Raw genomic sequence first — 20,090 nt, forward strand, 5'->3', positions numbered from 1 at the left:
GCCAGGCCCCTGCCCGTCACCAAGCGTTGGACAAGTTTTCGCCCAAGGCATTGACTGTTGCTCGTTGGACACAAAGTGGCGACAGCGCATTGCCGGAATCGACCTGAAGACAGCCCGAGACGCGTGTGATCCTGACGACACCTTCGTGCGCCACCTCCACAAAGGCAACGCCGTTACCGTTCAAGGTGGAATGCAGGCGCAGATGGCCATGCAACAAGACATAATCACTACCGTTCCGAACTATCCAGATATCTGCATGCATGGAGCGCTTCCTGTCGTTGTGCATTTGCCCGGTGTGCCGGACGCTGCCTTGGGTCGACCCACGCCGTTGCTGGCGAAGGGTGAATGGGGTGCTTGCTGATGGTTACTGTATCGTTACCACCAGGTACAGTCACGGGGGATGAATGATCTACATCAATGAGGTGAATAACTGGGCCTGGCAACAACATAGTTATCACAAGTGAAATACAATACGTAGAAAATTTTTTACTCTGAAGGGCTAGCTGAACCTCACGCCATTTGCGGATCCGCCTGCAAGCCGTCGCTAATGCTCCGGGCGCACGTCTGCCTGTCCGACATACTCCTGGCACCAGTTCTCATTGATTTCAACGGCATTGATGCGGGAAAACTTTTTTTCGCGCGAGTCGCAGGTACATACGTTATTGCGCCCCGATGCCTTGGCCTTGTAAAGCGCATGGTCGGCGGCATTGAGCAGGGTGATGGCCATTGTTTCCATCTTAACCAGGGGAAAAACCGCTACGCCGATACTCACCGTCACCTTGCAGAGGGGACTGCCAATATGGGGAAGGCCTAAATTCTCTATGCCATGGCGTATGGTTTCCGCAAGCGATACGGCGCCGTCGATATCCGATCCTGGCAATAGCAAAACCATTTCCTCCCCGCCATAGCGGGCCGCCATATCGCCCGCCCTGCGCATGCCCGTGGCGACCACGTGGGCAATTTTCTTCAAACATTCATCGCCGGCGACATGGCCATAAATGTCGTTATATTGCTTAAAAAAATCAACATCGATCATCATCAGGCCCAGGGAATTTCCCGCCCGTTGGGCACGATTGAATTCCATCAGCAATGCGTCGTCAAAACTGCGTCGATTTGCCAAGCCCGTCAAGCCATCCTGCAGGGCGAGGTAGGTCAGAAGCTGGTTGGATTCTTTTAATTCGTCGCTCGACTCCTTGAATTCCTCCTCGATGATCAGGCGCGAAGTCAGCTGCCTGATCATGCGGCAGCCCAGGAATCCGATAAGCAAGATCAGGGCGCTCAACGCCGCAATTTGCAGACACGCATCATTGCGCCAGCCACGCAAGACTTCATCCTGTGACAAGGCGGTCAATACGATCAATGGATATTCGGCGATTTTACGATAGCTGATGATCCTTGATTTCCCGTCTTGCCCCTGGCTGGCACGCGTTTCCTTGACCTTCAACGTCGATAGGGGGGCAGAAAACAAGGGCGATGGCAGTGTCTCAATGTCCAGCAGCTCGCCACCGAATGGCCTTTTCAGCACGATCTGGCCAGCAGCGCTTTTCATCAGGATCACCCCTTGCTCGCCGATGGAAAACTCTTCATAAAACTTTCTAAAACAGTCGAGGCGGACAGTTGCCAGCACAACGCCGCCGAACCTCCCATCGGGAAGGTTGATTCTGCGCGACACCCCCATGATCCAGTCACCATTTGCCTGGTTTCCCGTCCCCATCCCTATATGCGGCTGCAGGTCATTCTGCTGACGATGCTGGTGAAGATATTCATTGTCTGCGCTATCGGCATAGACTGGCACGCTTGTATCGGAACTGATCAGCACCCTGCCGTCATCGGCAAATACGACGATCGCCTGCAATTGGGGAAGTTCAGCGACACGGCTTCTCAACAACGCCTGCATATGCGAATGATCGATGTCTGACGGCCCCACTATGTCGCCGCGCTCGACCAGTCCAAGCAACAGCGTATCGACCTCCTTGAGCGTGTCGTAAGCATGCTGTGCGACAGCCTGACTGACATTCGCAGCCGCGTCGCCCGCTTCGTGCAGCCGCACTTCGCGCGCGCGCCATATTGTCGACAGCTGGATTATCAGGATAGACAGGCATACCAGTCCAACAAATCCGCTCGCCAACGCGACCAGGGAAAAATTCCGGAAAGCAAGCCCCCCTGGATAGGCGGCAAAACGCCCCGTAGCAGACATAGACTCATCCTTTCCACTCGGTAGCTAGACGCAGCAACGCGGCGGCGATACGCGGTGAAGGCGAGGCCCGGCGTCACCCGAGGTGCCCGGTGGTTAGCCGCTGCCACCTTGGCAACAGGAGTGCGCGATGGCATGCAAATAGCCCTGCAACAGCCGGGTAATGACTCTAGCTGATCGCAATGTGCTTGCTTGCCTTGCCACTCTTTTTCGGCAAACTGAGGGTCAGCACGCCCTCGGCATAACTGGCGACCACCTTGGCATCGTCGATATCATGTGCCAGCGTAAAACTGCGTCGCTGTTCGCCATACGTACGCTCTGTACGCAACAACTTGCCGGTTTTCACTTCGCTCTCGTGTTTCAATTCGGCCGTGATCGACACGACACTACCTTCGACGTCCACCTTGATGTCCTCCTTTTTCACGCCAGGAATCTCCGCCTTCACGGTATACGCCACATCCGTCTCCGACACATCGATCTTGATGCGAGGCTCGACATTCCAGTCGCGCAGGGCGGGCCGAAGGTGAAAATCGCGAAACCAGTCCTCGATGCCGTTCAGGGGTTCGAAGCGCGCGATGTCAGAAAATGGATCGAATCGAGTCAGATGATTAGCCATGATAATGTTCCCTCCCTGGTTAGCAGCACCCGGATAGATGCAAGAACTTATGATATTGATTTGCTTCAGGAAAATGAATGATGCACATCAAACGGCGCGTGGATCGATGTGCGGCTCAGGAACAGTGCCCGTCCCGAGCAATGCCGTGTGAAACTACCTGGACCGGTGTCTGTCACTGCGCCGCGAATGGATAGGCTGAGCCGTCGTCTTGCCATACAGGACACGCCGTGCTTGCCAACCTTTTCGCCGCATCGCTGCTCGCCTGCGGCACGGCCACCGCGACGGACAACTGCAGCATCCTCGTGTATCACCGGTTCGGTGGCCCTGGTGACGCAACTGAAGGCAAAAAACGTCTATCTGATCGCCCGCATCGTGGCCTTCACGGACGAGCTGTCGGCCACTGCCCATCCGGAATGGCGCGTCAAGGATGCGCGTGGCCAGCCGTTTCGCGCCAAGGAGCAGCTGTCATGGTGCGATCCCTTTTGCCAGGGCGGCTGGACCTATCTCATCGATCGTGCGGAAGAAGCGGCGGACATGGGGTTTGATGAAGTGCAATTTGACAACGTCCGCTTCCCGGCCGCGGGCCAAACGCAATTTACCAGGCCGAACACGGAAGCGGCGCGGGTCGACGCCATCACGGGCTTTCCCGAATCGGCCGGCAGCGATGGGTGAATGCTCTGGAACCCGCGCAACACCGATACCGCCGAGGGCCTGCACCCGCGCTAGCAACATAATCTTTCCTTAGAGTATAGTGCGCACCAGCCTGCTGATCACCATCGGTGAGCGGCGATGATCGACCTCCACGCTGAAGCTGCACAGTTCGCCCGTCGGGGTGATGACGGCAAGGTCGTCCACATCGGCAGCCGATACCATCCGGTGCCGCGCGAACGCCGGTCCATACTTGCGTGCAGGCAACTGGGTATCGATCAGCGCCTGAATCGCGCTGGCGCCATGCACGTCGCCGAACGGGGATGCCGTCGACCACGATGCGTCAGGACGCAGCAGGGCCGCCGCCTGCGCACCGTCGCGCCGGTCCACGCAATCGAGAAATTGCATCAGCAGCAGGCGCCTGGAATTGCGCCCAGCGTAGCTCGTATGCAACAGAGAGCGCGCCTGGGCGGCATGGGGTTCCTGCAGCTCCGTGGCGTACCAGGTTTGCACGGCCCGGTTTTCATGCGCACTGCGGCGCACCGCCTGCTTGTCGAGCTCGTAGGTCGCCCGCATGCGCTTCTCCAGCACCAGGGGATCCAGCGATTTTGGCTCGCCTCCGCCACCGAGGCAGCCGCCGACACAGGCCATGACCTCGATGGCGACGAATTGATCGCGCCAGGCCTCCCCCTCCAGCAGATGCTGCGCCGCAGCGATGCCATTGCAGATGGCGACCGTGCCCAAGCCGGCGATCTGCGCTGTCCTGATCCCCGGCCCGATCCCGCGCAGTGGCTGCCACTCCAGCGCCAGCGCGTCCTGCCTGCCAAGGAAGTGGGCGGCGGTGCGCAGCATCGCCTCCATCACCCCGCCCGACGCGGCGAAGATCTGCGCGGCGCCCGTGCTTTCGCCCAGCGGGTCGTCGAATGCGCCATCGTCGGCCAATGCATGGAAGGCGATGCCGCGCGACTTGATCAGCCGGGCCAACTCCCGCGTGGTCAGGACGTGGTCGACGTCGCCGGACAGGCCGGGCCGGACCGCCTCATCCTTCTTGGCCGTACAGGGCATGACGCTGACCACGTAGGGTTCGACCTTGCCCTCGGCGAAGGCGGGACCGAGCGAACGCGCGAAGGCGCTGCGCTTCGTCAGAGCGCCATGCATTTGCTGCGGCGACTTGGTCGTACTCAGGTGCGCCATCAGGTCGGGCCGGTTGATTTCCACCCAGTTCACCCATCCCGGACAGCAGGAAGTCAGCAAGGGCAAGGGCTGCGCGCTTCCTGCCTGCCCTCTGATGCGCGCCAGCAGCTCGCTTGCTTCTTCCATGATCGTCAGGTCGGCGCCGAAATTGGTGTCGAACACGTAGTCAAAACCAAGTTGTCGCAAGGCATTGATCATTTTTCCCGTACTGACCGCGCCGGCCTGCATGCCGAACTCTTCGCCGATGGCGACGCGCGTGGCGGGAGCCACTTGCACCACGCAGACGCGCTCGTGCGCCTCGAGGACATGCTGCACCGCGTGCCAGTGCGGCGTCTCGACCAGCGCGCCGACGGGACAGACCAGCGTACATTGACCGCAGGAAATGCATTGGGTATTGGCCAGGGTATGGTCGAAGACCGTGACCGGCAAGCGCCCAAAACCGCGTTCGGCGAAGCCGATCACGTATTGCTGCTGTCCCGATTCACCGCACGCTTCCGCGCACAGGCCGCATTCGATGCATTTGGACAAGTCGCGCCAGATACTCGGCGAGGTATGGTCCGTCAAGCGGTGCTCGGGGTGCGCCGCCGAGCCGCGCGGCACCTTTTCCCAGCGCTCTTCCCATTGATTGTCACTGATCAGGCTTTGCAAGCGGCACGACCCGTTGACCTCGCAGCGCAGACAATCGTTCGGATGGCGCGCCAGCAGCCATTGCGCATCCATGGCGCGAAATGCTTGCAGGTCGCTCGATGCCGTCTCGACCACGTCCCCCGCTTTTGCCAGCGTGACGCAGGCCGGCTGCAGATGGGGCTGGCCGGCCACATGCACGAGGCACATGCGGCACACGGCATGGGCAGGCAAGCGCGGATAGTAGCAAAGCGTGGGGATATGCACCCCGGCGCGCCTCGCTGCATCGAGGCAGGTAGAGCCGTCCTCGACGTCAACAGTTCGTCCATTGACCGTCAATGTGATCATGCGAACGCCCCCCGGCGCACCACAGGGACGCCGCTGCACCGCGTCCAGGCGCTTGCGCGGCGGCCGGTCGCGCTAGCCCATGTATTGGCCGCCATTGACATCAAAGGTTGCCCCCGTGATAAAGCCGCTCGCGTCGTCGGCCAGAAACACCACCAGGCGCGCGATGTCCTCAGGCGTGCCGAGCCGCCCAACGGGAATGCCGGCGATGATTTTTTGCAAGACATCGGGGGCGACCTCGGCCACCATATCGGTATCACAATAGCCGGGCGCGACCGCGTTGACCGTGATCTGCTTGCGCGCCCCCTCCAGCGCCAGCGCCCTGGTAAAGCCGAGAATACCGGCCTTGGCGGCCGCGTAATTGGCTTGCCCTAGCTGGCCCTTCTCGCCATTGACCGAGCTGATATTGACGATACGGCCGAACTCGCGCGCCCGCATGCCTTCCATGACATGACGGCACATATTGAACATCGAGCCGAGATTGGTATTGATGACCTGCCACCATTGGTCCGGCTCCATGCGGTGCAATAGCGCATCGCTGGTGATGCCGGCATTGTTGATCAGGATATCGATGGGGCCCAGTTGCTGTTCCACTAGGGCGATACCCTCGCGGCAGGCGTTGAAGTCGCTGACATCCCAGCGGAAAACGGGAATCGCCGTCGCCTCGGAAAATGCGCTGGCAGCGGCCGCATTGCAGTGGTAGACGGCGGCGACCCGGTGGCCACCCGCTTGCAATGCGAGGGAAATGGCTTTGCCCAGGCCTCGGGTGCCACCTGTGACGAGTGCGGTTCGTTGCATGACAACTACTCCCATGGAGGCAATCCGCTCAATCTTGCGCCAGCGTCGGTAGGCTCGGCCGCTGCGGCAAGCGGGGTGACCAGCGTCCACTGTACGCCACTGCAGGCAGTCACGTCACTGGCGCGGTATGACATAGATCAATCCCGATCAGACTAAATGCACAGGCCGCGGCCTGACGGCACAGACAATGCGCGGCGGCATGGGCCAATCCTCAAGCCCGAGATCGCAAGGGGCATCGTCATGCTGCGAGACGGGACACTTTATTGCCCCGCGCCTCTCACAACTGCTTGACAAAGGACATAGGGACACCCCCCTGCGCATGCAGCGCGCTGCGTGGCACGACCGAGAACAGTGATGCAGATCATGGCCTGTGGCGGGCAGGCGGCGCTAACATGAGACTCGGACACATCGTGAACACAGACCTGCACCCACTATGGAAGGAATTGCCATGTCTATCGGGAATCAAGTTCGCCAGGCAGCCGCTGCCTGCTTGTTCATGCTGCTGGCGTCGGGAGTCGCTGTGGCACAAAGCGATGGCCGCCAGAACAGCGCTCCCGATCTCGCCAGCAAGGCGATGGAGAGCGCCAACAAGCGCGTTGAAGCCGCCATTCCTGTGGTACGCCAGTTGCAGGCCGATGCGCGCATGCAGCCATTGCTGCAACAAGCCAAGGGCATGTTGATCATTCCGTCATACGGCCGCGCTGCGCTGGGGGTGGGCGCCCAAGGGGGAGGCGGACTGCTGCTCGTCAGGCGTCCCGATGGCAGCTGGAGCGGGCCCGCCTTCTATAACCTGGGCGGCTTGACCCTGGGCTTGCAGGCCGGTGCCGAAGGCGGCCCCATCGTGATGGTCTTGAACAATGAAAAGGCCATCAGCGCGGTCATGAAGAAAAATAACTTTTCCCTCAACGCGGCAGCGGGGCTGACCGTGATCAATTGGTCGAAAATGGCGCAGGGCACGGTCGGTATCGGCGACGTCGTGGCCTGGAGCGGAACGAAAGGCCTGTTCGGCAATGTCGTGGCGGTGGGACTGAGCGACATCCGATTCAACCAGCATTTGACCGATGCCTTTTACGGACGCACTTTGTCGCCAAAGGATTTTGCCGCGGCAAACATTGACGATCCGCACGCCCTACCCTTGCAACAAGCGCTGGGCGAAGCATCGGCCATGCCGCAATAGGTCACCACGCCTGAAATTGAACGAAAGGAGTTGCCATGCGGGCCATGGTGCTGGAACTCGGCGGACCTGGCGCGCAGCTGCAGGCACTGGAGCGCCCGGTACCCGCACCGATGGGGCAAGATGTGCTCCTGCGCGTGCTGGCCTGTGGCGTCTGCCGCACGGATCTGCACCTGCTCGATGGCGAACTGCCCGCGCACCGCATGCCAGTCGTGCCAGGACATGAAATTGTCGGCGCGGTGGTTGCCATCGGTGCCCGGGTAAACAATCTGCAGATCGGCGCCCGCGTGGGCGTGCCATGGCTGGCAGGCAGTTGCGGCGCCTGCGTGTATTGTTGCTCCGGCCGCGAAAATCTGTGCGATGCCGCCCGCTTTACCGGCTACGACCGCGATGGCGGCTATGCCGAGTACGTGTTGGCCGACGCCCGCTACTGCCTGCCGCTGCCCGATAGCCATGACGACATGCACGCGGCACCGCTGCTGTGCGCAGGACTCATAGGCTACCGTGCCTATGCCATGACAGGGGCGGCGCGCCGGCTCGGCATCTACGGCTTCGGTGCTGCCGGACACATCGTGGCGCAACTGGCCGTAGCGCAAGGGCGCGAGGTCTACGCTTTCACGCGCGATGGCGACCTGCGCACGCAGCGTTTCGCCCGCTCGCTGGGGGCCGCATGGGCGGGCGCATCGACAGGGCCGGCCCCGGTAGCGCTGGATGCGGCCATCCTGTTCGCCCCGGATGGCGCCTTGGTGCCCCTGGCCTTGGCCGCCTGCGCCAAAGGGGCCACGGTCATTTGCGCCGGCATCCACATGAGCGACTTGCCCGCCATGCCCTATTCCCTGCTGTGGGGAGAACGCAGCATGCGCTCGGTAGCCAACCTGACCCGCGCCGACGGCTTGGCGTTCATGGCGCTCGCAGAACGTTACAGCCTCAAGACAGCGCCAGTGCTCTATCCGCTGCTCCAGGCCAACGAGGCGCTGGCGGATCTGCGCGCCGGGCGCTTTGACGGCGCCGCCGTGCTGGTACCGAGCCTCAGGTCCTGAGCAGGGGATGCGGCAATGCCCCGCCCGGACGGTAGAATCAAGGCTGGTGACCAGGCCATGGCTGGCAAAACGCGCTCGTTCCTTTCATCATTGCGGTGACAGGTGCGTCACCGCCGGTCATTCACGAACGTTGTATATATGAAAGGCAAAATGTATGTCTGACGACACCCATGTTTCTGAGCGGCTCAAAAGCTGCCGCGAAAATCTTCGTATCTCACAAGTGCTGCTTGCCGAACTGGCCGGCATCAATCCCACGCAACTGTATCGCTACGAATCAGGTAAAGCTAAACTTCGCATGGAAGCGGCAGAGAAGATTGCTGCTGCCCTCGGCGTCAGCACCGCATGGCTTGTGCACGGGACGTTGCCTGTTGCCAGAGGGACGCAAATCGACCCGCCAGTGCCGGCCGGTGGGGGGCTGATCCTGAAATCCCTGGAGCTCCCCCCCGCGCTCGCCTTCGCCGTGAAGCGCCTTGCCATGCAAAATGGCAGCACCGTGGAAATAGAGCTGCTGGACCTCGTGCATCAGGGCCTCGAAGCGATGCACAACAGAGCCATGGCGTGCGCCGCGTCCGCAAGCAAGAGCGAGAAATAGCCGGATCACTACCCTGCTGAAAAGACCTTCGCGGTAGATGGGATGGTGCAGCTGACGGGGGAAAATACGCGGAGCGTGATCAATGCGCTGGCCTGTGCAGTCAAAAAACCACCTGATCGCAGGATGGCGTCATCGACCTGCGATCGCGGTGGAGACGTCAATGCAAGCATTTCCCTGGCGCGACTGATCAACCGAACGGACATCAAAAAAAATCGCCATTGACCATTGGTTTTTCAAAATTTCCTCGGGTACTGAGTTACTCATACCTACAAACATACCCTCATTGACCTTCCCCCGGCAGCTGTGCAACACGATATAGACAACCTGAACCGTCGGACAATTTGACACTGGCTGTTGCCACCGCTGCTTTCTTGAAGATAAATTCGATATGAATCAGCGGCTTACGTTCCATGGCCCTGTTCTTGCTCAGGCACTTGCTGCAGACATGATCTGCCTGCGAGCCAGTCGTGTCCGACACTCGCTGCACTCGAGGAGACAATATCATGGACTTTTTCGTACGAACAATGGCGCCAGCGTCGCCACACTGGTGCCGACGCTGGGGCGCCGCGCTGGCGGCCGTATGCCTGATGACACTGGTACAGGCGGCGCACGCGGCGACGCCGCGCACAGACTTGCTCAGCGGTGCCGGCCGCACTGATGGGAGCGGTTGGCAAGCCAGTCCCAACGGTGTCGACGGCTGGATTCCCGCCTATGGCCCCTACCCCAATCCCGTCACCATGCCCAATCCTTACTTGAGGCCGCTGGACGTGCATGCCGACCTGATGTGGTACTGGCCTGGTCCTGGTGCTCCCGAGGCCGGTAGTCCGCCAACCACCGCGTATTTTCGCTACAACCTCAATCTGGAAACAGAACCGCTACCGCAAATCATCGCGCTGGTAGCGGCCGACGATCAGATGACGCTCACCGTCAACGGCATCATGATCGGCAGCTACCAGCTATCTGCTCATAAAATGCCCAACGGCCAGCCCGAGGCCATCGTGCTGGACCTGACACCGGCATTACAAGTCGGGAATAACCAAATTGACATTCAGGCAAGCGATACGGGAAGCTATCACTGGGTATTCTTCGACACCTACAATATTTTTGCTTCGCCGCAACACGTGCTGGTCAAACAGGCTCCTGCACAGGTCAGCCTGATCGGCGACAAGGACGACTTCCATGCGGGCGACCCAGCCGATAGCACATCAAAATCGCAGCATGTACAGGATATGCTGGACAATCTCGTGGCGGCACCATCCATTGACCTGGATCAGCCGTCGATCAACACGTCAGTCGGATTGACACACAATGCCACCTTGCCGGACGGCGCCCTGATTACCTCGGCCACCGTCAAGTTACACATCAAGATGACAGGAGATATCGTCGACAACGACGTGATTTTGTTTAACCAGAGTAATGTTCCTGAGACAGGACAATCCAGCCGGGTTATTGCGCTGTATGACCTGCTGGGTTATCCGCCACAGGCTGGCGCTACTTATGAGCTGACATGGAACCTGGGCAAGACGCCGCTGCGCAATTTCAGCGCCGATGCCGTCATCGGACAGCCCGATCAGGTGGCCAACCTGTTATCCATGCTGAAAACCGACCAGCGCCTGGATGTGCTGCTAGCGGACGACACCATGGTCGACTATTCGGAATTGAACATCACCTACACCACCGTAAACGCAGCGCCGGGCGATTTGAACAACGATGGCGCCATTGACCGCGACGACCTGAATATTCTACTGCTGGGCCTCAACACCCTGGCGTCGGACGCGAATGACCGGCGCGACCTTGACCGTGATGGGCGCATCACGGTACTGGATATACGCAAACTGGTCGCCAGTTGTACCTCGGCATTGTGCGGCAAATAGAAGTGCACGCCGGCCGTGCGCGACCGGCTTCCTCATCTTGTGGGAGACATGATCATGAAGAAACTCTTTTTTGCAGCAACGCTCTGGCTGGCGTGCCTGTGCTGGGCACCATCGGCACTGGCGCTGCAAATGACCCTGGTGCCGCGCGGCGGCTACCAGATCGCACCGGGTGGCATGTTGTTGCTCGACCTGAGTATTTCAGGTTTGCAGTCTGGCGGACTGTCCACCGAACTGGGCGCCTTTCACCTGGATATGTACTACGATCCGGATCTGCTGTTTTATTTACCTGGCGCGCCATCGGCTTGGGGCACGGCACTAGGGCAGGCTGACGGTGGCGCTCAGGCGCTGGCGTTCGCCGACAACAGCACCCCTGGCCTGCTGCGTCTGGATGAGGTATCACTGCTCGACGGCCTGACCTTAGGTCAACTGCAGGGGGATGGTTTCCTGCTGGCGACACTGGCTTTCCAGGTCATGCTGCCTAGCCTGCCAGCGCCAGCGAACACCTTTCTTTTCGCCGACGACATTTTGCTGGCGAATGCGGACGGCAACAGAATCCCGGTGGCACTGGATCAGATACCAGTGGTGATCCTGCAGGTAGATGAGCCAGGCACGCTTGCACTGATTGGTCTGGGGATGGCACTACTCGTCGGGCAGCGACGCTGGCGCCCACACCGGGCGATACCTGGTGGAGCAGCACAAATCTTGCGGTAAGCCAGCGTGCAGCCATGCCGTTGCTCTGCGGATGACGTGGGGGGATCAGACGATGTTCGATCGCAAGCTGCTGGCATGGCTCATCAAACGCGTGCTTGCCGCTGGGAATCCGGTCGCCGGTTTCCCAGTCCTTTTTCTTATATGTAAAAGCCGGCTCGTAGTCCTTGAACGACTTTTTGGTGGCGGGCTTGTCGCCTTCCCGGGTGGCCAGTTCAAGCAGGCTGGAGAATGAAATGGACGCCTCCCTCCCGACGCAGGCGATTCGGGCGAAGCAGGTCTTGCAAGGGGAGCACGCTTGACGTCGATCCTCGTGGGCCTACGGCGTCAAAGCGCCTAAAGCGGAAGTGTCGAACTTCACAGGCAAACAGGAGGATCCGTCATGAATGCTACTACTACAACCGTGGTCGGGGTGGAGACGGCCTAACAGGTGTTCCAGCTACATTGGGTCGATGCAGAAACGGGGGGAGGTGTTCAGCAAACAACTCAAGCGCGCCAAGTTTCTGGAACATTTCGTGAACGAGGTCCGCCATTCCGACACAGCCTCATCCATTCCCAACATGAAAGCCTCTGCGACCTCGTTTAGTAAAGCGCAACTTGCTGCAGATCGAGACGGCCGAGGCTGAGATCGTGTCCGAATGCCGGTGTCTGCCCCCGGCCCCGCCAGGTACCCGGCGGTCACCGGCGCCAACGGCGGCTACATCCGTTCGGCGGTGAAGATCGAGGCCGGCGCCAAATCGGCGCTCGATCCGCATATCGCCGCCACCGTCACGCCCTATGTCTCCAGGATTTGCCGCACCTGGACCTGGCCGTCGCCAACGTGGTCACCGTGCAGCCGGAACGCACCTTCTGGAACAAGGTCATCATTCTGCACGGGCTGCGGCAATGGCATGACCGTCGGGGAGAGCTTCGGCACGGCGGACAGCGCGTCTCGCGCCATTTCTATGACGTGCATCAGCTGGAACAGGCGGCGCATGCGATGCTGTGGACGTCCTAGCGCCGTGGTCAGTCTGCCTCTTTTTCAAACCTGAACATGCAATCGTCGGCGTCCTCGCTGGGCGAAGCCCCGATGAATGGCTGGTGAGGATCCGGATGGCGCGGATTGTAAAATTCGACGATCTTGAACCCGCACTTGTTCACGTAAAAGTGAATGTTACGCTTGTCGAAATAAGGGGTGTGCGTTTCCCACACCTTCGTGTCGGCATGGATCTTCTCGATTTCCACCCAGGCACGGTGTCCAATGCCGCGACCATGCATATGGGATGAGACGAAAAAAAAGGCGAGCGAGTTTCGTTGCGTTGATTCATCGATCATCACCACCGCGCCTCCCACCCGCTCCCCTTCCGCCATCAAATGGTAGACCACAGCGCCCGGGCTGTTCAGCGTTTCGTCGATATCCTCGTCGGACGGTATCGGGTCGTCGGGCGCCGACCCGAAAGCCTCTGCTACACCATTGCCAAAAGCGTCTTGCAGGGCGCATTTGAACGAGGGCAGGTCTGCGTGTTTGATGCGTTCAAGCGTTACCTCGATTGCGGGTCGTAGCATGTTCATCAATCCTCAAAGTTTTCACACCCGCACTTTCGCGCGCCACATATTGCGCTGCTTCTTAACAGCGCGATCTCTTCGGCCCCCAACGCGCAGTCGGCCGGCTCAAATACGGCAGTGGATGAGGGAGCAAACAGATCCGCCGGGTTGCCCTCGTTGTTCCGCATACTTGAAAGACCAGTATAACGATATCGCGCACATGCGCGGCCCTCGCAGGGACGCCACGTGCTAGGATGGCGTCGCATACGGAACGCAACTCGCTGTGCGTATGTTCATGCAGCAAGAGCCTGCCAAATGGGCGTTTCAGATCGCGTTCGTACACCTCGCGCCGCATATCCCACGTCGACTCCGCCATTTTGTATCAATCACTTAGCCGAACAAAAGTCACATCGGCTACCATTGACGAGGTCCAGATACCCTCGCCGCGAGGAGTTCTCCATGAATCAATAAATATTTTTAAAATCAGATACTTAGCCTGGAAAATACCCTCACTGATACCCTCACCGAGCAGAATGGACAGTGGGAACCAAATGTTAAATACTCCAGGCAGCAAGTTGACTACCCATCAACACACCCACAAAACATCAACACACCCACAAAAAACCGTGCTTGGCTCTGCCGTGGGTTGCTTGCGTTTGCCAGACAAAATAAAAAAGCCCCTGAAAAATCAGGGGCTTGGCTATTTCATTGACCCGGCGTTACCTTACGGTGCCGGACGGGAGATTATTTCCACTCGATGGTCAATGAGGCGGCTAAGCGTTTGATTTTTCAGTGTTTTCCAAACCATTAAGTTACCGATACCCTCAAAAATACCCTCAGCGGATCTATCTGTCATTGCCGGTTCGTCGCGGGCGGAACGGAAGAGGAAAATCCGCTTGTTCAAACCGGTCACCAGATTTTCCTGGCCGATGACGCTTTCGTTTCGGCACCTCAGCAATCGCAGCGCTCCGATAAATTTAAGGATACGCCGATCTTCAGCACCACGCTGTCACCCTGTCATTGACGCAATATCAGGTCTGCTAAAGCGACAGAGACGAAACAATGGGACGCGCTTATCTGCCTACCACTTTTACCCTGTCCCACACTACTGCTGCTTTTCACGTCTCGAGCTGGACAGTCAGTCGAGCCATAGCGGCAGTTAGTAAAGCGCAACTTGCTGTAGATCGAGACAGCAAATGTTGAGACCGTGCACGAAAGGCGGACCTACCCCCGCACCGTACCACTACCGGCAGTGGCGCCAATTGCTGTGGCCGCAACTACACCCAAGGCCTGTTTGACGGGATCAGGCAGGTCGACAGTGTCGATCATGCATCAATTTTGGCGTGGCATAGGTGCTGGTACCGGCACCTAATGCGCCCCCTGCTCGACAAACGAGCACTGGCAGACGCCTCCATCCGTAAATAATATATAAATTAGAAAATTTTTAAAGCCTTTAGATCACACTTAAAATCTTTCAATTCAACCTCATCATCAATCATTAAAAACAAATCCTCCAATTTATTCAGCCTTAAAATTTCATCAATCTCGCCACGATGGAAATCACAAAATCGTTCCGAACCTCTGCCAGAATCAACAATCAGAGATACAACCTGAATCATTAAATACTCAAGAGGCTGCTCAATACCATAATTAAATTGCTCATAGGCATAAGCATACTCAGATTCATTATCAGCCCAAAAAGCCCCTACCGAATTTATACGATCAATACGATTTCGACAATATCTATAGGCATACTCAAAAAACCACCATTTTATTATTTTGTAATTAATTCGCATATCATCAGGAAGGTAGTCCTCAAGAAATTCATAGCTCATTTTTTCATCCCATTAGCACAATCCCTAATTAAAGACATAACAACCGTCTTTTTACACAATCCTGGAATGCGAGCGACACCATTTTGTCGTGCACAGCTTCTGTCAAATGGACAATCATTATCATCTGCTCGTTGAAACGGTCGAGGCAAATATGTCGCAGGGCATGCGCCAACTGAACGGCTTATATACCCAGCATTTTAATCAGCACCACAAGCTTGTAAGACACGAATTGCAAGGTCGCTACAAAGCTATCTTGGTGCAGAAAGAAAACTACCTGTTGGAATTGGCCCGCTACGTCGTATTGAATCCAGTCCGGGCGCACATGGTCGTGTCACCCGATGAGTGGCACTGAAGCAGCCATCGCTATTTTTTGGATGACGCGCCAGCTCCGTGCTGGTTGGCGCGTGACTGGCTCTTGAACCAGTTTGGCACTACGCGCGACGAGGCAATCCCTGCTTATTACCGGCTTATCGCCGCCGGGATGGGCGAGGCGAGTCCGCTCGCACGCACCTGCCACAATCCCATTCTCTGTCGTTTTGCCGAACGCTTGTCTGCAACGGGCATGGCGAAAAAAGCCGTGATTGGCCAATCATGCACAAATTAGCACATCTGATCTATGGCGTGATCCACACTGACAGGCCCTTTGATGCGCATTACTTTGCAAAAGGACGTGCCATTCAAGACGGTATCTGACCCCGCCCCGTGACCGCCCCCCCCACCCCGGTGTCGCGGACCCAGATCAGTACCAATTTCCCGGACGGAATGAGACTTCGCCATTTCGACGAAACCTCACCATGCCGATGAAAAGTCACCTATCGATTATCGCAACGAACCATCTCTAAATGAATTCTCCTCATAACCCAGCTCCATAGAGAATTTACTGGCTTCAACATTTACCGTAAATTCGCAACGCGTCCATGCAGGCTGATTATTAGCAACCATGAATTTCTGATGTGCGCTAGCCAAGTAATGGAGTTTCATCGTATCCGAATCACCGATGGAAAACTCGCTCTCATTAACTCCGTTGTTCGAATAGAACTCAAACTGACTGACATCGCCTTCGGGAGAAAGGGTCGCAATCATCAAAATTATTTTTGCATCCTCTGGAGCAATGCTATATAAACACTGTCCAATCTCCTTGGATATTTCAATATCCTTCGATTCCATTTATCACCCCTTTGCATTATTCTCAAAAACGCGCTTAAACACCTTATCACCAATACTATATTCTACCATAAATGCAGTGGGTCTGGCGCCAGCACCCACATACTTGGGTCGAATATCAACACTTACTTTCTTTCCATCTTTTAACGCATCAGCCCATGTCTTCTCCATGGCTTTCCACTGACCTTGATTCAAACTCGAGTTCATTGGCACAAGGTTAATTTTCTCCCCTGCACCATCGAACTGTGCGCCAATCAAATGCCCGCCCTCATCACCAGCATCGCCACACTTGCCTGCCTTGCACTGCTGATATCCATTCCTATCGTGCTTGTTCAAGGTAAGCTCACCCTCGACATGGACAACGCGTGAGAATTCATCCGTACGATAGGTATGATTTGAATCCACCACATAAACGGTATTTGGCTGAGGTTTATTCAATTCCTTGTTCCACTCACCTTTTTTTCCTGATTCTATTTCTTTGACCGGCTTGGCATCAATCTCCCACGAGACGGGGTCAGGTCCGCCATTCGGACACGGCCTCAGCCATATCTATTTCCAAACCTCTGCACAATCTCAGCGCCAATGCACATAGCTCAGGTAACATCTACCGCATGACGCGACCACTACGACTTGAGTTCGCCGGTGCCCTCTACCACGTTACTTCGCGCGGCGACCGGCGCGGCGCCATTTACCGGGACGATACCGATCGCCTAGCCTGGCAAGAAGTGCTTGCGTTGGTATGTGAGCGGCACCATTTTGTCGTGTATAACTTTTGCCAGATGACCAATTATTATCATCTGCTCGTTGAAATGGTCGAGGCTAATCTGTCGCAGGGCATGCGCCAGCTGAATGGTGTTTATACTCAGCATTTCAACCGGCACCATAAGCTTGTTGGACATGCATTACAAGGTCGCTACAAAGCTATCTTGGTGCAGAAAGAAAACTATCTGTTGGAAGTGGCCCGCTACATCGTCTTGAATCCAGTGCGGGCGCACATGGTGGCATCCCCCGATGACTGGTACTGGAGCAGCCATCACTACGTTTTGGACGATGCATTACCTCCATGCTGGTTGACGCGTAACTGGCTCTTGAGCCAGTTTGGCGCTACGCGCGACGAGGCAGTCCCTGCTTATTGCCGGTTTATCGCCGCCGGGATTGGCGAGGCGAGTCCGCTCGCACGCACCTGCCACCAGATTCTTCTAGGCGATGACGCCTTCATTTCAGCAAATCAGCAATCGCAGCGCATCGAGACGCCCAGAGATACGCCAAGGTCGCAGCGCCGCGCTGTCACGCTGTCATTAGAGCAGTTTCGGGCGCGCTATAGCGACAGAGATGTGGCCATGGCACGCGCTTATCTGTCAACCGCTTTTACCATGTCCCACATCGCCGCCGCTTTTCACGTGTCAAGCAGGACGGTCAGTCGGGCCGTATCGGCATTTATAAAGCGCAACTTGCCGTAGATCGCGACGGCCAAGGCTGAGATCGTGTACGAATGCCGGACCTGACCCCGGCCCCAGAAGGCCTGAATACGGCAGCTAGAACTACCCGGTGTTGCGACACCCAGGATCAGTAACAATTTCACGGATGGTGTGAGATTTCGCCATTTCGACACAACCTCACCATGCTGATAAGAAGTCACCTATCAATTATCGCAACGAACCTTCTTTAAATAAATTCGCCTCATAACCCAGCTCCATAGAGAATTTACCGGCATCAACATTTACCGTAAATTCGAAACGTGTCCATGCAGGCTGATTATTACTGATCATGAATTGCTGATGTTCACCAACCAAATCAAGAAGTTTCTGAGTCTCCAAATCACTGATGAAGAAATTGCTTTCGGCGACTCCGTTATTTGAATAAAACTCAAATCGACCAACATCACCATCAGGAGAAAGGACTGCAATCATCAAAATTATTTTTGCATCTTCCGGAGCGATATTATATAGATATTTTCCAACTTCTTTAGATATTTCAATATATTTCGATTCCATTCTTTATCCTTTATCTTGATTTTCAAAAAAATACGGACTGGGGGCAGGTCCGCCATTCCGACATAGCCTCAGCCATACCAATATCCAAACCTCGGTGCAATCTCAGTGCCAATACGCCTAGTTCAGATACCGTCTACGCATGACGCGACCACTGCGACTTTAATACGCCAGTGCGCTTTACTACCGTACTTCGCGCGGCGACCGAAGTGGTACCATTTACCGAGACGATACTGATCGCCTCGCCTGGCAAAAAGTACTAACACTGGTCTGTGAGCGGCAGCATTTTCTCGTGCACGACTTTTTCAGATGAGCAATCATTATCATCTGCTCATTGAAATGGTCGAGGCGAATCTGTCGCAGGGCATGGGCCGACTGAACGGCTTATATACCCGGTGTGTTGATCGGCGCCACCAGCCTGTCGGACACATATTGCAAGGTCGCCATCTTGGTGCAGAAAGAAAACTACCGATTGGAATTGGCCCGCCACATCGTCCTGCATCCAGGCCAGCGCACATCGTGGCGGCCCCCAAGGACCGGTACTGAAGCAGCCATCACACTTTTTAGACGACGCGGCATCTCCATGCTAGTTGACGCATGACTGGCTCTTAAGTCGTTTTGGCGCTACGCGCGACGAGACCATCCCTGCTTACCGCCCGTTTGTCGCGGCTGGAATGGGCGAGGCGAGTCCGCTCGCCCGCATCTGCCACCAGATACTTCTTGGCGATGAAGCCTTCGTTTCGGCACATCAGCAATCGCAGCGTTCCGCGGCATTCAGAGATACGCCAAGGCAGCAACGCCGCGCTGTCGCGCTATCACTAGCACAATATAAAGCCCGCCATAGCAACAGAGACGAGGCAATGGCACGCGCCTATCTCTCAACCGCTTTTAATCGCCGCCGCTTTTCATGTCTCGAGCAGGACAGTCAGCCGGGCCATATCGGCATTTAATAGAGCGCAACTTGCCGTAGATCGCGACGGCCAAAGCTGAGATCGTGTACGAATGCCGGACCTGACCCCGACTCCGCATTCGATGGTCAATGAGGTGGCTAAGCGTTTGATTTTTCGGTGTTTTCCAAACCATTCAGGTACCGATACCATCAAAAATACCCTCACCTGCAAAATCAGCTATTGCCGGTTTGTCGCGGCCGGGATGGGAGACACCAGCCCGCTTGCTCACACCTGTCATCAGATTCTTCTGGGTGACAACGCATTCATTTCAGCACAGCTGCAATCGAAGCGCTCCGATAAATTTAAGGATACGCCGATCCTCAGCGCCACGCTGTCACCCTGTCATTAACGCAATATCAGGCCCGCTATAGCGACAGAGACGAAACAATGGCACGCTTATCTGCCTAGCGCTTTTACGATGTTCCACATCACCGCCGTTTTTCACGTCTCGAGCAAGACAGTCAGTCGGGCCGTATCGGCAATTAATAAAGCGCAACTTGCCGCAAATAGAGATGACTAAAGCTGAGATCGTGTACAAATGGCGGACCTGACCCTGGCCCGTTCGGCGCCATTCGCCACATGGGAGGAAAACTGGCGCACTGCATTGGGATAGAGCGCGAAACTTCGCGTTGATCCTCAAAACTGCCAGCACCAACTTGCAGCGACTCATGTATTTGAAGAAACGAGGCCTACCGGCATTCTGAAACGCGGAACCCGGCGTCATAATGGGGCCCCAGCTGCCCAGTAAAGCTTAACGCTGTAGCTGTCCAGTCCCGTTTGATCATAAACGCGCTTGACGAATAGCTCCGGTTTCTTTTG

General features: G+C 56.7%; 23 protein-coding genes. 11 read left to right on the forward strand and 12 right to left on the reverse strand.

Going from position 1 to position 20,090, the window contains the following annotated elements:
* Window positions 1–16: 16 nt before the first annotated feature.
* The 3 genes from AC54AF_RS24005 to AC54AF_RS24015 all read right to left on the reverse strand — a co-directional run bounded on the left by AC54AF_RS24005 (window position 17) and on the right by AC54AF_RS24015 (window position 2,810).
* On the reverse strand, window positions 17–262 hold the full coding sequence (locus AC54AF_RS24005; protein ID WP_496638570.1) for a hypothetical protein: 246 nt from the start codon (window positions 260–262) through the stop codon (window positions 17–19).
* A gap of 282 nt (window positions 263–544) precedes the next feature.
* On the reverse strand, window positions 545–2,197 hold the full coding sequence (locus tag AC54AF_RS24010; protein WP_496638571.1) for a sensor domain-containing diguanylate cyclase: 1,653 nt from the start codon (window positions 2,195–2,197) through the stop codon (window positions 545–547).
* Between the two features lie 166 nt (window positions 2,198–2,363).
* On the reverse strand, window positions 2,364–2,810 hold the full coding sequence (locus tag AC54AF_RS24015) for an Hsp20/alpha crystallin family protein (RefSeq protein ID WP_496638572.1): 447 nt from the start codon (window positions 2,808–2,810) through the stop codon (window positions 2,364–2,366).
* A 186-nt stretch (window positions 2,811–2,996) separates the two neighbouring features.
* Here AC54AF_RS24015 and AC54AF_RS24020 point away from each other — a divergent pair, with 186 nt between their 5' ends.
* The gene (locus tag AC54AF_RS24020; RefSeq protein WP_496638592.1) at window positions 2,997–3,482 is read left to right on the forward strand and encodes a putative glycoside hydrolase; all 486 of its coding nucleotides are present in this window, start codon (window positions 2,997–2,999) and stop codon (window positions 3,480–3,482) included.
* Between the two features lie 69 nt (window positions 3,483–3,551).
* Here AC54AF_RS24020 and AC54AF_RS24025 read toward each other — a convergent pair whose 3' ends face one another.
* Window positions 3,552–5,624, reverse strand: coding sequence for a [FeFe] hydrogenase, group A (locus AC54AF_RS24025; protein ID WP_496638573.1), 2,073 nt, complete (start codon window positions 5,622–5,624; stop codon window positions 3,552–3,554).
* 72 nt (window positions 5,625–5,696) lie between these two features.
* Window positions 5,697–6,419, reverse strand: coding sequence for an acetoacetyl-CoA reductase (gene phbB / locus AC54AF_RS24030; RefSeq protein WP_496638574.1), 723 nt, complete (start codon window positions 6,417–6,419; stop codon window positions 5,697–5,699).
* 448 nt (window positions 6,420–6,867) lie between these two features.
* On the opposite strand from phbB, the gene AC54AF_RS24035 reads away from it, so the two are divergent.
* From AC54AF_RS24035 to AC54AF_RS24045, 3 genes are all read left to right on the forward strand, one after another.
* Window positions 6,868–7,596, forward strand: a complete 729-nt coding sequence (locus AC54AF_RS24035; protein ID WP_496638575.1) for a lipid-binding SYLF domain-containing protein — start codon at window positions 6,868–6,870, stop codon at window positions 7,594–7,596.
* Between the two features lie 35 nt (window positions 7,597–7,631).
* On the forward strand, window positions 7,632–8,633 hold the full coding sequence (locus AC54AF_RS24040) for a zinc-dependent alcohol dehydrogenase family protein (RefSeq protein WP_496638576.1): 1,002 nt from the start codon (window positions 7,632–7,634) through the stop codon (window positions 8,631–8,633).
* A 154-nt stretch (window positions 8,634–8,787) separates the two neighbouring features.
* Window positions 8,788–9,225 carry a helix-turn-helix domain-containing protein gene (locus AC54AF_RS24045; protein ID WP_496638577.1) on the forward strand — a complete coding sequence of 146 codons (438 nt, stop codon included), beginning with the start codon at window positions 8,788–8,790 and terminating at the stop codon, window positions 9,223–9,225.
* 280 nt (window positions 9,226–9,505) lie between these two features.
* On the opposite strand, the gene AC54AF_RS24050 is transcribed toward AC54AF_RS24045, so the two are convergent.
* Window positions 9,506–9,637: a hypothetical protein gene (locus AC54AF_RS24050; RefSeq protein WP_496638578.1), complete on the reverse strand. Its 132-nt coding sequence runs from the start codon at window positions 9,635–9,637 to the stop codon at window positions 9,506–9,508.
* Window positions 9,638–9,728: 91 nt separating this feature from the next.
* On the opposite strand from AC54AF_RS24050, the gene AC54AF_RS24055 reads away from it, so the two are divergent.
* The 4 genes from AC54AF_RS24055 to AC54AF_RS24070 all read left to right on the forward strand — a co-directional run bounded on the left by AC54AF_RS24055 (window position 9,729) and on the right by AC54AF_RS24070 (window position 12,804).
* Window positions 9,729–11,099 (forward strand): hypothetical protein, encoded by a 1,371-nt coding sequence (locus AC54AF_RS24055; RefSeq protein WP_496638579.1) that lies wholly within the window; start codon window positions 9,729–9,731, stop codon window positions 11,097–11,099.
* A gap of 54 nt (window positions 11,100–11,153) precedes the next feature.
* Complete coding sequence (locus AC54AF_RS24060) at window positions 11,154–11,810, forward strand: hypothetical protein (RefSeq protein ID WP_496638580.1); 657 nt, start codon at window positions 11,154–11,156, stop codon at window positions 11,808–11,810.
* 52 nt (window positions 11,811–11,862) lie between these two features.
* Window positions 11,863–12,042, forward strand: coding sequence for a hypothetical protein (locus tag AC54AF_RS24065; RefSeq protein WP_496638581.1), 180 nt, complete (start codon window positions 11,863–11,865; stop codon window positions 12,040–12,042).
* A 555-nt stretch (window positions 12,043–12,597) separates the two neighbouring features.
* Window positions 12,598–12,804 carry a nucleotidyl transferase AbiEii/AbiGii toxin family protein gene (locus AC54AF_RS24070; RefSeq protein ID WP_496638582.1) on the forward strand — a complete coding sequence of 69 codons (207 nt, stop codon included), beginning with the start codon at window positions 12,598–12,600 and terminating at the stop codon, window positions 12,802–12,804.
* Window positions 12,805–12,812: 8 nt separating this feature from the next.
* Here AC54AF_RS24070 and AC54AF_RS24075 read toward each other — a convergent pair whose 3' ends face one another.
* The 3 genes from AC54AF_RS24075 to AC54AF_RS24085 all read right to left on the reverse strand — a co-directional run bounded on the left by AC54AF_RS24075 (window position 12,813) and on the right by AC54AF_RS24085 (window position 15,166).
* Window positions 12,813–13,352: a GNAT family N-acetyltransferase gene (locus AC54AF_RS24075; RefSeq protein WP_496638583.1), complete on the reverse strand. Its 540-nt coding sequence runs from the start codon at window positions 13,350–13,352 to the stop codon at window positions 12,813–12,815.
* A 703-nt stretch (window positions 13,353–14,055) separates the two neighbouring features.
* A complete protein-coding gene (locus tag AC54AF_RS24080) occupies window positions 14,056–14,244 on the reverse strand; it encodes a hypothetical protein (RefSeq protein ID WP_496638584.1) in 189 nt (62 codons plus the stop codon).
* Between the two features lie 520 nt (window positions 14,245–14,764).
* Window positions 14,765–15,166: a hypothetical protein gene (locus tag AC54AF_RS24085; protein ID WP_496638585.1), complete on the reverse strand. Its 402-nt coding sequence runs from the start codon at window positions 15,164–15,166 to the stop codon at window positions 14,765–14,767.
* Between the two features lie 61 nt (window positions 15,167–15,227).
* On the opposite strand from AC54AF_RS24085, the gene AC54AF_RS24090 reads away from it, so the two are divergent.
* Window positions 15,228–15,518 (forward strand): transposase, encoded by a 291-nt coding sequence (locus tag AC54AF_RS24090; RefSeq protein ID WP_496638593.1) that lies wholly within the window; start codon window positions 15,228–15,230, stop codon window positions 15,516–15,518.
* Window positions 15,519–15,985: 467 nt separating this feature from the next.
* Here the strand turns inward: AC54AF_RS24090 and AC54AF_RS24095 are convergent, their stop codons facing one another.
* Entirely contained in the window at window positions 15,986–16,333 is a 348-nt protein-coding gene (locus AC54AF_RS24095; RefSeq protein ID WP_496638586.1) for a hypothetical protein, read from the reverse strand.
* Window positions 16,334–16,336: 3 nt separating this feature from the next.
* Window positions 16,337–16,768, reverse strand: a complete 432-nt coding sequence (locus tag AC54AF_RS24100) for a DNA/RNA non-specific endonuclease (protein WP_496638587.1) — start codon at window positions 16,766–16,768, stop codon at window positions 16,337–16,339.
* Between the two features lie 173 nt (window positions 16,769–16,941).
* Between AC54AF_RS24100 and AC54AF_RS24105 the strand changes: the two genes are divergently transcribed.
* Complete coding sequence (locus tag AC54AF_RS24105) at window positions 16,942–17,790, forward strand: transposase (protein ID WP_496638588.1); 849 nt, start codon at window positions 16,942–16,944, stop codon at window positions 17,788–17,790.
* Between the two features lie 186 nt (window positions 17,791–17,976).
* Here the strand turns inward: AC54AF_RS24105 and AC54AF_RS24110 are convergent, their stop codons facing one another.
* Complete coding sequence (locus AC54AF_RS24110; RefSeq protein WP_496638589.1) at window positions 17,977–18,324, reverse strand: hypothetical protein; 348 nt, start codon at window positions 18,322–18,324, stop codon at window positions 17,977–17,979.
* A gap of 999 nt (window positions 18,325–19,323) precedes the next feature.
* Here AC54AF_RS24110 and AC54AF_RS24115 point away from each other — a divergent pair.
* Window positions 19,324–19,620 (forward strand): hypothetical protein, encoded by a 297-nt coding sequence (locus AC54AF_RS24115; protein ID WP_496638590.1) that lies wholly within the window; start codon window positions 19,324–19,326, stop codon window positions 19,618–19,620.
* Window positions 19,621–20,090: the final 470 nt, after the last annotated feature.

The organism is Janthinobacterium sp. JF4 (genome assembly GCF_059617925.1).

Bases quoted from the DNA above. Each gene is read 5' to 3' on its own strand.
- AC54AF_RS24020 (WP_496638592.1), top strand. From the start codon at position 2,997: ATGGATAGGCTGAGCCGTCGTCTTGCCATACAGGACACGCCGTGCTTG.
- AC54AF_RS24060 (WP_496638580.1), top strand. From the start codon at position 11,154: ATGAAGAAACTCTTTTTTGCAGCAACGCTCTGGCTGGCGTGCCTGTGC.
- AC54AF_RS24065 (WP_496638581.1), top strand. From the start codon at position 11,863: ATGTTCGATCGCAAGCTGCTGGCATGGCTCATCAAACGCGTGCTTGCC.
- AC54AF_RS24110 (WP_496638589.1), bottom strand. From the start codon at position 18,324: ATGGAATCGAAATATATTGAAATATCTAAAGAAGTTGGAAAATATCTA.
- AC54AF_RS24075 (WP_496638583.1), bottom strand. From the start codon at position 13,352: ATGCTACGACCCGCAATCGAGGTAACGCTTGAACGCATCAAACACGCA.
- AC54AF_RS24025 (WP_496638573.1), bottom strand. From the start codon at position 5,624: ATGATCACATTGACGGTCAATGGACGAACTGTTGACGTCGAGGACGGC.
- AC54AF_RS24115 (WP_496638590.1), top strand. From the start codon at position 19,324: ATGCCGGACCTGACCCCGACTCCGCATTCGATGGTCAATGAGGTGGCT.
- AC54AF_RS24085 (WP_496638585.1), bottom strand. From the start codon at position 15,166: ATGAGCTATGAATTTCTTGAGGACTACCTTCCTGATGATATGCGAATT.
- AC54AF_RS24105 (WP_496638588.1), top strand. From the start codon at position 16,942: ATGACGCGACCACTACGACTTGAGTTCGCCGGTGCCCTCTACCACGTT.
- AC54AF_RS24010 (WP_496638571.1), bottom strand. From the start codon at position 2,197: ATGTCTGCTACGGGGCGTTTTGCCGCCTATCCAGGGGGGCTTGCTTTC.
- AC54AF_RS24040 (WP_496638576.1), top strand. From the start codon at position 7,632: ATGCGGGCCATGGTGCTGGAACTCGGCGGACCTGGCGCGCAGCTGCAG.
- AC54AF_RS24095 (WP_496638586.1), bottom strand. From the start codon at position 16,333: ATGGAATCGAAGGATATTGAAATATCCAAGGAGATTGGACAGTGTTTA.
- phbB (WP_496638574.1), bottom strand. From the start codon at position 6,419: ATGCAACGAACCGCACTCGTCACAGGTGGCACCCGAGGCCTGGGCAAA.
- AC54AF_RS24045 (WP_496638577.1), top strand. From the start codon at position 8,788: ATGTCTGACGACACCCATGTTTCTGAGCGGCTCAAAAGCTGCCGCGAA.
- AC54AF_RS24055 (WP_496638579.1), top strand. From the start codon at position 9,729: ATGGACTTTTTCGTACGAACAATGGCGCCAGCGTCGCCACACTGGTGC.
- AC54AF_RS24015 (WP_496638572.1), bottom strand. From the start codon at position 2,810: ATGGCTAATCATCTGACTCGATTCGATCCATTTTCTGACATCGCGCGC.
- AC54AF_RS24005 (WP_496638570.1), bottom strand. From the start codon at position 262: ATGCATGCAGATATCTGGATAGTTCGGAACGGTAGTGATTATGTCTTG.
- AC54AF_RS24050 (WP_496638578.1), bottom strand. From the start codon at position 9,637: ATGGAACGTAAGCCGCTGATTCATATCGAATTTATCTTCAAGAAAGCA.
- AC54AF_RS24035 (WP_496638575.1), top strand. From the start codon at position 6,868: ATGTCTATCGGGAATCAAGTTCGCCAGGCAGCCGCTGCCTGCTTGTTC.